General features: G+C 61.5%; 12 protein-coding genes. 5 read left to right on the forward strand and 7 right to left on the reverse strand.

Features of this window, described 5'->3' with window-relative positions; translation table 11 throughout:
• Positions 1-42 precede the first annotated feature (42 nt).
• The 4 genes from motB to flhD all read right to left on the reverse strand — a co-directional run bounded on the left by motB (position 43) and on the right by flhD (position 3,159).
• A complete protein-coding gene (gene motB / locus LPA34_RS16425; RefSeq protein ID WP_228979990.1) occupies positions 43-1,053 on the reverse strand; it encodes a flagellar motor protein MotB in 1,011 nt (336 codons plus the stop codon).
• A gap of 21 nt (positions 1,054-1,074) precedes the next feature.
• Positions 1,075-1,935, reverse strand: a complete 861-nt coding sequence (gene motA / locus LPA34_RS16430) for a flagellar motor stator protein MotA (RefSeq protein WP_228979992.1) — start codon at positions 1,933-1,935, stop codon at positions 1,075-1,077.
• 266 nt (positions 1,936-2,201) lie between these two features.
• Positions 2,202-2,765 carry a flagellar transcriptional regulator FlhC gene (flhC, locus tag LPA34_RS16435; protein WP_228979993.1) on the reverse strand — a complete coding sequence of 188 codons (564 nt, stop codon included), beginning with the start codon at positions 2,763-2,765 and terminating at the stop codon, positions 2,202-2,204.
• A 73-nt stretch (positions 2,766-2,838) separates the two neighbouring features.
• Entirely contained in the window at positions 2,839-3,159 is a 321-nt protein-coding gene (flhD, locus tag LPA34_RS16440) for a flagellar transcriptional regulator FlhD (RefSeq protein ID WP_090535150.1), read from the reverse strand.
• Positions 3,160-3,815: 656 nt separating this feature from the next.
• On the opposite strand from flhD, the gene LPA34_RS16445 reads away from it, so the two are divergent.
• Entirely contained in the window at positions 3,816-4,880 is a 1,065-nt protein-coding gene (locus LPA34_RS16445; RefSeq protein ID WP_228979995.1) for a glycosyltransferase family 4 protein, read from the forward strand.
• Positions 4,881-5,076: 196 nt separating this feature from the next.
• Here LPA34_RS16445 and LPA34_RS16450 read toward each other — a convergent pair whose 3' ends face one another.
• Positions 5,077-5,379 carry an H-NS histone family protein gene (locus tag LPA34_RS16450; RefSeq protein ID WP_090535148.1) on the reverse strand — a complete coding sequence of 101 codons (303 nt, stop codon included), beginning with the start codon at positions 5,377-5,379 and terminating at the stop codon, positions 5,077-5,079.
• A 289-nt stretch (positions 5,380-5,668) separates the two neighbouring features.
• Here LPA34_RS16450 and aqpZ point away from each other — a divergent pair, with 289 nt between their 5' ends.
• Together aqpZ and LPA34_RS16460 are read left to right on the forward strand one after the other, a co-directional pair.
• Positions 5,669-6,409, forward strand: coding sequence for an aquaporin Z (gene aqpZ / locus LPA34_RS16455; protein WP_228979997.1), 741 nt, complete (start codon positions 5,669-5,671; stop codon positions 6,407-6,409).
• Between the two features lie 334 nt (positions 6,410-6,743).
• Entirely contained in the window at positions 6,744-7,040 is a 297-nt protein-coding gene (locus LPA34_RS16460; protein WP_228979999.1) for a PXPV repeat protein, read from the forward strand.
• 116 nt (positions 7,041-7,156) lie between these two features.
• Here the strand turns inward: LPA34_RS16460 and LPA34_RS16465 are convergent, their stop codons facing one another.
• Both LPA34_RS16465 and LPA34_RS16470 read right to left on the reverse strand, forming a co-directional pair.
• Entirely contained in the window at positions 7,157-7,978 is an 822-nt protein-coding gene (locus LPA34_RS16465) for a Cof-type HAD-IIB family hydrolase (protein ID WP_228980001.1), read from the reverse strand.
• Between the two features lie 74 nt (positions 7,979-8,052).
• On the reverse strand, positions 8,053-8,934 hold the full coding sequence (locus tag LPA34_RS16470; RefSeq protein WP_228980002.1) for a glucosamine kinase nucleotide-binding domain-containing protein: 882 nt from the start codon (positions 8,932-8,934) through the stop codon (positions 8,053-8,055).
• Positions 8,935-9,091: 157 nt separating this feature from the next.
• Between LPA34_RS16470 and LPA34_RS16475 the strand changes: the two genes are divergently transcribed.
• Entirely contained in the window at positions 9,092-9,688 is a 597-nt protein-coding gene (locus LPA34_RS16475; protein WP_228980004.1) for a DNA-3-methyladenine glycosylase I, read from the forward strand.
• 208 nt (positions 9,689-9,896) lie between these two features.
• Positions 9,897-10,322, forward strand: coding sequence for a hypothetical protein (locus tag LPA34_RS16480; RefSeq protein WP_228980006.1), 426 nt, complete (start codon positions 9,897-9,899; stop codon positions 10,320-10,322).
• The last annotated feature ends 170 nt before the right edge of the window (positions 10,323-10,492 follow it).

The following is a 10,492-nucleotide window of genomic DNA, read 5'->3' on the forward strand; positions in this document are numbered from 1 at the left end:
GCCCCGGCACCCATGCCGGCCAGACAACTGCCTGTTGCTTCGTTACTGCGTCGCCATTGCTGGCGCCGTTCTGGGCGCAACCGTCACCGGCTGCGAAATCTTTTCCAGCAGCGGCTGCTTCGAGGAGCCCGCTGCATCCGACGACAGCGTCGTCGTCGTGGTGTCGTCCCGCATCAACGCGTCTTCCGACTTGCGGTTGAGCACGATGATGCTGATACGACGGTTTTCCGGGTCGAGCGGGTCGGCCTTGTTCAGGTTCTGCGTCGATGCAAGACCGAGCACGCGCAACACCTTCGTTTCATCCATGCCGCCGGCGATCAGTTCGCGCCGCGACGCGTTCGCGCGATCCGCCGACAGTTCCCAGTTGCTGTAACCCTTCTCGCCGCCGGCATACTGCACGGCGTCGGTGTGACCCTGCACGACGATGCGGTTCGGCACGTCGTTCAGCGTCTTGCCGATCTCGCGCAGGATGTCGCGCATGTACGGCTCGACGATGTCGCGAGCCGTGGCGAACATCGGCCGCTTCTGCGAATCGACGATCTCGATGCGCAGGCCCATCAGCGTCGAATCGATGCGGATCTGCTGCTTGAACTGGCGCAGCACCGGATTGGCTTCGATCGCCGCCATCAACTTCACCTGCAGGTCATGCAGACGAACCTGCTCGCGACGCTCCAGCGAGCCCTGTGTCTGATTGACCGCATCGTCGTCGTTGCGGGCGGCGGTCTTTTCGGCGCGTGCCGTCGAACCGTCGCTCTGCCGCGTGATGCCCTGCTGGTCGGTCGAGATGTCGCGGCCGCCGCCTTTCAGGATGCTCGAGTCCTCGGCGCTGCGATCGCCGCCCATCAGTGCAACCTTGAGCGGCTGGTTGAAGTATTCGGCGATGCCGCGCAACTGCACCGTCGATGCGGAGCTCAGGAGCCACATCAGCAGGAAGAACGCCATCATCGCGGTCATGAAGTCGGCGTACGCCAGCTTCCAGGCGCCGCCGTGAGGGCTGGACTTCCTCGGCGCCGAGCGCTTGACGACAATTGCGCGATCCTTGTCCTTGCTCATTCCCAGTCCCTGGCCGTCGCCTTATTTCGCCTTGACGCGGCGCACGTGCTCTTCCAGCTCGGTGAACGACGGGCGTTCGGTCGAGAAGAGCACCTTGCGGCCGAACTCGACGGCGATCGCCGGCGCATAGCCGTTCAGGCTGGCGAGAATCGTCACCTTGATGCACTGGAACATCTTGGTCGACTCGGTCACGCGCTGTTCAGCGAGACTCGCGAGCGGCCCGATGAGCCCGTACGAAAGCAGAATCCCGAGGAAGGTGCCGACCAGCGCCTGCGCGATCATCTCGCCGAGAATCGCCGGCGGCTTGTCCGCGGATGCCATCGTATGCACCACGCCCATCACCGCCGCGACAATACCGAACGCCGGCATCGCGTCGCCGACCTTCATCAGCGCGTGGGCCGGGGCCTCGCCTTCGTGATGATGGGTTTCGATTTCCTCGTCCATGAGGCTTTCGATCTCGAAGGCGTTCATGTTGCCGCCCACCATCAACCGCAGGTAGTCGGTCAGGAATTCGACGATGTGGTGATCCGCCAGGATCTTCGGATACTGCGTGAAGATCGGACTTTTCTGCGGATCGTCGATATCGGCTTCGAGCGTCAGCGTGCCTTCCTTGCGCGCTTTCGCAAGCAGCACGTACAGGAGCGCCATCAGCTCCATGTAGACGTCCTTGTCGTACTTGGCACCTTTGAAGAGCGTCGGTATCACGCGCAGCGTGGCCTTGATCGTCTTCGCCCCGTTGCCGAGGATGAACGCACCAAGCCCCGCGCCCGCAATCATCAGCACTTCGACGGGCTGCAACAGCGCGCCAAGATGGCCGCCTTCCAGCGCATAGCCGCCGAAGACGGACAACAGCGTTACGAGTGTTCCCACGAAAATCAACACTGCCGAGCCCTCACAAAGAAGCGACGGAGACCGTCGTTAAACTGGTTTACGGCAGACGGACAGAAAACTTTGGGGGTAAAGGGGACCGGCCACCCGGTGTATGCCAGATGGACTCGGGGATACGCGCCGGTCGGGCGCCCATCGCCGGCCGGGTACCGCAGATGCGTGGACTGCTGCGGGGCGGTCCGCTCACCCGGCCGCGCACGGGCTGGATTTCCTCGCGGGACGCCCGCTTCGCGCGCCCGTCTGGGCGCCCGGACTCATGCTCAGGCGACGAGAATCGGAGCGTCGACCGGCCGGGCTTTTGCCTCGGCGGCCTTGCGGGTCTTGCCCGCCCGCGAAGGCGGCTGGCACAGCCCGCAGACGAAACCCTGCTGCGGATCGTGCGCGTGCGCGACAAAATGTCCGCCGCAACGCGTGCAGGGTGTCATCTGCAACATGCCCGAGTCGAAGAACCGCACCAGCGTCCAGGCGCGCGTGAGGCTCAATACCGGCTCGTCCTGCTGCAACTGGACGTGTTCCATATAGAGCCGGTAGCTTTTCACGATCGACTGGATCGGGTCGCAGCCGCCCTGCAGGTTGATGAACCGGTAGATATTGAAGAACAGCGACGAATGGAAATTCGGCTGCCATGTCATGAACCAGTCTGTCGAGAAGGGCAGCATGCCCTTGGGCGGCGAGACGCCCTTCAGTTCCTTGTAGAGCCTGATCAGCCGGTCGCGCGAGAGGCTGGTTTCCGCCTCGAGGAGTTGCAACCGCGCCCCAAGTTCGATCAGTTCGATTGCCAGGGTGATTTCCCTGACTTCCGTCATCACGCTTTTCGTTGCCATCCGCCCTCGTTCTGTCGTCCGTGCCGGCTCCGGCCAGCCGGATGGCCGACCGTAGGGGACTGCAGCGTGCGCCTCAGCCGATCTGCTCGGTCGGCTGGCTCGCCATCAGGATCGCCGAATGCGCCTGGGCGACGACGCCCTGTTTGCCTTTCTCAGCGAGGGACGAAAGAATGGTGTGATCGTCGAACCGGAAGCGGCAAAGCACCTGGTTCGACGCGGCCAGCTTGACGGTCTGTGCAAGCGACAGATTGGCGAGAACATCGGCGAGCTGGTCGGAGATACCCATGCGGAACATGCCCATGGGCTTGTCCTCACGCAGAAGACGTTGGGCCAGCAGAAGGTAGGACAGGTTTACTTCTCTGATCTCACTGAGCATTTCGCTAGTGGCGGTCATGATTCCCCCGGTTCAATCTGGCTGGTCAGGCCGTTGCGAAAACGTTTGCTCGATCGCGCGCCCAAAAGCGCACGACCTGCCCGTTTATGGTCATTCCAGCATTGTGTCGAAAGTGCAACCGGTCGGAAATCGGACAGACCGCCCGTCGTTTTGACGGAATTGTCCATTAATCATGTAGGAATTTTTCCTACATGATTTGTTGCACGTGGTTTTTGAGGATACGACAGGCAGTTTTTCTGGCGTAACGGATGTCGCGCCGAGGGGAGTGGGAAAGATTATATGCAGATTTAAAGCCGCGTATTCACCCGTTTCGCGACCTGGCAGACGCGCAAGGGAAGCCGTGCGCCACGCGCCTCGGCGGAGTACCGTGCCACCCTTCGACTCGCCTCTCATGGCGTCGAGTCCCGCGCCGTTATTGGGTTTCCCGGATATCGGGAGAAATCCCGGGCGCCTGTTTCGCGCTGTAACAACATTAAGTGTTTGAAAAATAGCTCGAATTAGCGCACCCAATCCCGATAATGGCCCTAAGGGATAACCCGATCCGGCTCGGGCAATCCTCGCGCAGCAAAGTGGAAACGTCGCGCAGCCCGTCCGCCCGGCATTCGCCCGCTCACCCGGGCAACGTCGAGCGAAGCCGTCTGAACAAGGAGAACCACATGCGAATCGCACAAATCGCGCCGCTTTATGAAGCTGTCCCGCCGAAATTTTACGGCGGCACCGAGCGTGTTGTCTCTTACCTCACTGAGGCGCTGGTGGACCTCGGTCACGACGTCACGCTGTTTGCGAGCGGCGATTCGGTTACCTCTGCGAACCTGGAAGCATGCTGGCCGCGCGCGTTGCGCCTCGATCCGACCGTGCGCGACGCGATGGCACCGCACGTGCTGATGATGGAACAGGTGCGCCGCGTCGCCCACGAGTTCGACGTGCTGCACTTCCACCTCGACTATCTGCCGTTCCCGCTGTTCTCCACGATGGACACGCCGTTTGTCACGACGCTGCACGGCCGCCTCGATTTACCGGAGCTTCAGCCGGTGTTCGATGCATTTTCGGACGTGCCGGTCGTATCGATTTCGGATTCGCAGCGCCAGCCGCTGCCGCAGGCGAACTGGCTCAACACGATCTATCACGGTCTGCCGGCGCAGCTACTGACGCCGCAGCCGCACAGGAAGCCCGAGTACCTGGCGTTCCTCGGCCGGATCTGTCCGGAGAAGCGCGTCGATACAGCCATCAGGATCGCTGCCCAAAGCGGTCTGCCGCTGAAGATCGCCGCCAAGGTGGACAAGGTCGACCAGGAATACTTCAAGACCGAAATCGAACCGCTGCTGTCGCAGGCGCACGTCGAGTTTGTCGGCGAGATCAACGAGGCGCAGAAGCCCGAGTTTCTCTCCGGCGCGAAGGCGCTGCTGTTCCCGATCGACTGGTCCGAGCCGTTTGGCCTCGTGATGATCGAGTCGATGGCGTGCGGCACGCCGGTGATCGCGTTCAACCGCGGCTCGGTGCCCGAAGTGATCGATCACGGCGTGACCGGCTATGTCTGCGAGGACGTGCAGGGTGCGGTTGCCGCGCTCCAGCGCATCGACGAGCTTTCTCGCAGCGAAATCCGCGCGCAGTTCGAGCGCCGCTTCAGCGCCCGGACGATGGCGCAGAATTACGTCGATGGATATACGACGCTTCTGGAAGCCGCGCGCCGTCCGGTGCTGCGCCAGGTTGCGGCTGGCTGAGCGATCAGCCGGTGCGCTAATTCGGGGGAATCGTCTGCGTGAATCGTTTGCCTGGTGTATGAATCGAACGATCCATTTCTCCGACAACAAAAAGCCGCCTGAAAAGGCGGCTTTTTTATTGACATCAAACGACCGTATCAAGTAATGGTTTAGTGCGCGCAATCCCCTTCAGAAAGCTTTCGATAACGGCACGGAATTACTGTTCGATCAGAAATCGCTCACGGTTTTTTCCTGCAATCCATTTTGGCGGCTTGCCGCGCCCGCTCCACGTGCTGCCGGTTTTGGGATCCTGATAGCGTGGCGGCAGCGGCGCTTTCCTGGGTGGCCGGCCACGCCGGGCGGCCTCGGCAAAGCCCAGATCCTGTGCCGTAAGCCCGTATTCGACGATCTTGTGACGGATCTCCGCAATCACATTCACGACTTCGGTACGACGTGCCTCTTCGGCCTGCGCCTGAAGCCGCGCTATCTGAACCTTAAGATCTGCGTATTGTGATGACATTCTGGTCTCTCCCTTATCGCGGCAGTCATTCGGTCGGAGATTAGCTGTAATTAGAAAAATTCGCAATGCACGACGAACACGCTTACCACGAAATCATCAGCTTGATTATTAAGCTCTACCCGAAGTTATATTGCACCGAACATTATCCCGAAATAATTACCGACATTCCGTCGAATTTGACAATTTTTGACAGCGACGTCTGGTGCGTTTGCCTAAAATCCGCGACTCGAGCGCGCATTGTGTATTTCGCGATGCCGCAATGGCAGTCGACCTTTAAAGGAATACGCAAATGCAATTGTCGCGACGTGTCGCCGCCGAAATGTTCGGCACGTTCTGGCTCGTGCTCGGAGGGTGCGGCAGCGCCGTCCTGGCTGCGAGTCTCTCCGGCCCCGAGCAGGGTCTGGGTATCGGCTACGTGGGCGTCGCGCTCGCGTTCGGCCTTACCGTGCTGACGATGGCCTATGCAATCGGGCATATCTCCGGATGCCATCTGAACCCGGCTGTCAGCGTCGGGCTGACGGTCGCGGGTCGCTTCCCGGCCCGCGACCTCGTCCCGTACATCGCGGCTCAGCTGGTCGGCGCGATACTCGGTGCGTTTGTGCTCTCGCTGATTGCATGCGGCAAACCGGGCTTCGACCTTGTGGCGAGCGGCTTCGCCACCAATGGATATGACGGCCGCTCGCCCGGACACTATTCGATGCTCGCGGCGTTCATCTGCGAAGTGGTGCTGACCGGCTTCTTCCTGTTCGTGATTCTCGGCGCAACCGATCGCCGCGCGCCGGCGGGATTTGCACCGCTGGCGATTGGTCTGTGCCTGACGCTGATCCATCTGATTTCGATTCCGGTGACGAACACGTCCGTCAATCCGGCCCGGTCGACAGGTCCGGCGCTGTTCGTGGGCGGCGGCGCGGTCGACCAGTTGTGGCTCTTCTGGCTCGCACCGATGCTTGGTGCGATTGTCGCGGGTCTGGTCTATCCGGTTGTTGCCCGGGAACGTGAGGCGACGCGAGGCGTTGAAGCGCCAGGTTAAGTCTTGAGTCTCGACGCTTTTGCCCGGGATCGAGGCGCGGTGAATATTAATGGATGCCACAAGTGTAAGAACGCCTTACTCCTGTTGGGGACACATCCAGATATCCTGAGCTGGCCGAAACGTGCGATCGCGACAAAACACCGTCGCAAAGCCCCGCGTAGCCGGGGTCGCCACGCTTTCGCCAGCCTCGCTTCAAACGCTCCTCCGTCATACGATGCAAGGCCGCAACGCGGAATCGATGCTTTCACTCCGTAACATCTCGTCGCAGCACGGCCGTTCCGCGATGCGTAGATTGAACCTGTGCGACAAACAAGTCGCGATACAGGAGAACAACATGAAGCGCATCGTTACTCATCTGCTGGTTGCCGCGGGTCTTGCAGTTGGCGTGTGCGGCGTTGCCGAAGCGCATACGGATCTGAGTATCGGTCTCTCACTCGGCGTACCGGCCCCTGTGTATGTGCGACCGGCATCGGTCTATGTCGCGCCTCAGCCGGTATATGGCCATCCGGGATGGGGCCGCGGCGGCTGGCATGATCATGACCGCGACTCGCATCGCTGGGGTCGTGGCGATCGCGGCGGCTGGGATAACCGCGGTGACCGCGGTGACCGCGGTTATGGCTGGCATGGCTGATCGCCAACGGGTTAGCACTCACTCGTCCGGCCATCGCGCGGGGGCCTCTGCGTGGAATTCGCAGAGGCCTGTCCCGCTGACTTCAACCTCACTTTGACTTCACTTCGCCGCAAGGATCACGACGTCAGTTCGTTATCCATTGCGAATAGATGGCGCAGATGATGGGCCACCCCGGCCTCGAAGTTATTGCCAATCCGTGGCACGTCCGGCAGGCGGCGGATCAGATCCGGGTTGGCGTTGTTCATCATGAACGGATAGCCTGCCGTTTCCAGCAGGTCGATATCGTTCATGTTGTCGCCGAAGGCCACGCAACGTGCCGCGTCGATACCGAGGCGCTCCAGCACTACCCGCAACGCCGTGCCTTTCGACACGTTCGCGGCCATGACTTCGAGACAATCGGGCAACGAATAGGTCACATACAGCGCCTCGCCAAACTCGCGTTCGAGATTCGCCGAGATCTGCGCGAGGTCCGCCGGATCGCCGATATACAGCACCTTTGCGATGTCCTTGCCTGAGTGCTCGCGCAGGTCCATCACTTCGTACGTAAATCCCGAGTCCTGATGAAAGCGCAGCAGTTGAGGCGCATCCCGGTCGATCAGCCATTCCTTGTCGGCAAACAGATTGACGATCACACGGCCATGCTCACCGGCGACTTCCGGCTCGACGAGGCGCCGCACGATTTCGGGCGCGAGATCTCGCGCGTACATCAGCGTGTTATCGGGTGCATGCACCCGCGCGCCATTCGACGTCACCAGCCAGGGCTTGATACCCAGCACATCGCGAATGCCGGCCACGTCGGAATAATGGCGCCCGGTCGCGATGACAAAATGGAGCCCCTGCGCTTCGAGCGCACGCACCGTGGACACGGTGAACGGGTCCACCTGATGGTCGCTGTTGAGCAGGGTTCCGTCGAGATCGGTGGCGATAACTTTGTACATGTCGTGGGCGATGCCGCAAACTCAAAGGGCGTATTTTAACGCCCCGAACCCGCACGCCGCGTCCCGTCGCCGTTTTACGCGTTGATCCGCCGCGCTTCGATCCTTGCAAGCTGTAATCCGCCGTGCGCCGAATCGGCCAGCGGCGTGCGCAGACGCTCATGGTATGAAGCCGGTACGTAGGGCCGCAGCGGCTCACCCAGGCCACCGCACAGCGCGACGGGCAAGGTGCCGCGCGGATCGAGCGCATCGATCATCTTTGCGATTTCCGTTCCAGCTTCTGCGAGAAGACGGGCGGCAAACGGATGCGTGCAATGCTGCAGGACGACGGGCGCGAGGCTCGCATAAGCAGTCTGACTGGCTGCACACAGCCAGACGATCAGGCTGTCGCGGTCCTGTGCGTCGACGTGACCGAGCAGCGCCTGCGCGAACGCATCGTGCGGCGCGCGGCCATCGAGCGCCTGCTGCGCGTGGACAATTGCCCGCAAGCCGAGCCATGCGCCGCTCGCCTCATCGCCGGAGGGAAAGCCGAAGCCGCTTGCGATACGCCATGGTCCGTCGCCGTCGGCCGCCGCGGCGACACTGCCTGTGCCGAGCGCGACCACCACGCCATGTGCATCACCGTGCGCGCCGAGCAGTGTCGTATAGGCGTCGCTCTCGACCGCGAGCCCCGCCACTTTCGGTGCGTGATCATGGAACGCCGCGAGCCAGTCGCGATTATTCACGCCCGCCAGACCGCATCCCAGCACGCAGCGTGACCAGTCCAGCTCGATCCCGGCGGCGGCGAACGCATCGCGGCAGGCGGCCTCGATCGCCTGCCAGGCGCGCTCGACGCCGAGGCCAAGTCCCGATGGGCCGCCCGCAGCCTGCGCGAGTTCCGCACCGTGAATGTCGCCAAGGACGAGACGGGTGCCGGAGCCGCCGCCATCGACACCAATGAGGTAAAGATCTGAAGTCATCGAATACAGTCGGATAAAAAGGATGGTGCAGAGACTATCGGGTTCAATTCGATCCGGCAATCTGCCATCCGGCCAGGTGGCGGCGCGCGCCCATTCCGCTATTCTTGCCTGGCAGCATCCGGAGGGTCGGGTAACTCATACACGCAGGAGCGGGAAAGTGACACAACGATGCAACTGGGCGGCAACAGAAGCGCTTGCGCAATATCACGACACAGAATGGGGCGTGCCCTCTCGCGACGACCGGCATCTCTTCGAGCTACTCGTACTGGAGGGCGCGCAGGCGGGCCTGTCGTGGTCGACGATTCTTAACAAGCGCGAGGGATATCGCCGGGCGTTCGCCGATTTCGATATCGACGCGGTGGCCCGCTTCACGCCGAAGCGCATTGACGCGCTGCTGCTCGATGCCAGTATCGTTCGCCATCGGGGCAAGCTCGAATCCGCGGTCACGAACGCGCGCGCGGTCCAGAAAATTCAGGCCGAACACGGTTCACTGGCGAACTTCGTATGGTCGTTCGTCGACCAGACGCCCATCCAGAACGACTGGGCAAGCTATCGGGATGCACCCGCTTCGACCGCCATTTCGGACGCCCTCAGCAAGGCGCTCAAGACGTGGGGCTGCAAATTTGTCGGCACCACGATCTGCTATTCGTTCATGCAGGCCGTCGGCATGGTGAACGACCACGAGCGGACCTGCGCGTGCAGGGCGGCCTGCGTCGCGCTCGGCAAAAAGGGCCGCAACCACAAAGCCGGGTAGCCGCGATGTTCAGTTTGTCGGCTGCCGTCGCTCGAGACGCCTGTTAGCGTCTCGTTGCGTGGGCCAGACCACGCTCGATACTGCAAAAATTGCCCGCTTCGGGTTTGATCCACTACATATTTACCGATCTCAGTCGTTATAACTGTGAGGAAGACAGTAGGTCTTCAAATAACAACGACCGCTGCGCGTAGCGCAGAGGAGATTCACCATGAAAAGCCTGAACTTCCTGACCCATCAGGAGATTTTCGACCAGGGCGTCGGCCATCTGTTTGGCCAGAAGCGCGCAGCGCTCCTGCCACATGGCGGCGGCGCTTACCGGGGTCACTGCGGCGGTTGTCCCATCGGCAATTTCATCAAGCCGGGCGACTATATGACGGCAATGGAAGGCATTCCGGTTCGCTATATCGGAAAAGATCCGCGCGATGTGCCTATTTACATGGACGTCGGCGTTGCGGCACTCAAGAAAGCGCTGCTGCGCGCGCGCATCAACATCTACGACGCGACTACAGTCGAATTGCTCAGTTGCCTGCAGAACGTGCATGACGTCTTCGGTACGTGGGAATGGCAGGAACGTCTAGTTTCGATTGCCCGGCAGTTCGGCCTGTCCACCGAACGGGTGAAGACCGCGGCGTAACGCCAGAGTTGCGCCGATCCTGGCGAGCACCAGTTTGCCTGCGCTCACTTCGCTGTCTCACATGAGTCCGCGTACGCGATCGCGGCCCGACTTTACTGTTTCCGGGCGCTCAAATGAAAACGGCGGTGTGGGTTAGTTTGGAGGTAAACCCCCGGCGGGGCGGGGGGGAA

The organism is Paraburkholderia gardini, assembly GCF_907164575.1.
GTDB lineage: Bacteria > Pseudomonadota > Gammaproteobacteria > Burkholderiales > Burkholderiaceae > Paraburkholderia > Paraburkholderia gardini.

What these genes read in the sequence shown, in the direction of transcription:
- motB (WP_228979990.1), bottom strand. Translation starts at nt 1,053, where the DNA reads ATGAGCAAGGACAAGGATCGCGCAATTGTCGTCAAGCGCTCGGCGCCG.
- flhC (WP_228979993.1), bottom strand. Translation starts at nt 2,765, where the DNA reads ATGGCAACGAAAAGCGTGATGACGGAAGTCAGGGAAATCACCCTGGCA.
- flhD (WP_090535150.1), bottom strand. Translation starts at nt 3,159, where the DNA reads ATGACCGCCACTAGCGAAATGCTCAGTGAGATCAGAGAAGTAAACCTG.
- LPA34_RS16445 (WP_228979995.1), top strand. Translation starts at nt 3,816, where the DNA reads ATGCGAATCGCACAAATCGCGCCGCTTTATGAAGCTGTCCCGCCGAAA.
- LPA34_RS16450 (WP_090535148.1), bottom strand. Translation starts at nt 5,379, where the DNA reads ATGTCATCACAATACGCAGATCTTAAGGTTCAGATAGCGCGGCTTCAG.
- aqpZ (WP_228979997.1), top strand. Translation starts at nt 5,669, where the DNA reads ATGCAATTGTCGCGACGTGTCGCCGCCGAAATGTTCGGCACGTTCTGG.
- LPA34_RS16460 (WP_228979999.1), top strand. Translation starts at nt 6,744, where the DNA reads ATGAAGCGCATCGTTACTCATCTGCTGGTTGCCGCGGGTCTTGCAGTT.
- LPA34_RS16465 (WP_228980001.1), bottom strand. Translation starts at nt 7,978, where the DNA reads ATGTACAAAGTTATCGCCACCGATCTCGACGGAACCCTGCTCAACAGC.
- LPA34_RS16470 (WP_228980002.1), bottom strand. Translation starts at nt 8,934, where the DNA reads ATGACTTCAGATCTTTACCTCATTGGTGTCGATGGCGGCGGCTCCGGC.
- LPA34_RS16480 (WP_228980006.1), top strand. Translation starts at nt 9,897, where the DNA reads ATGAAAAGCCTGAACTTCCTGACCCATCAGGAGATTTTCGACCAGGGC.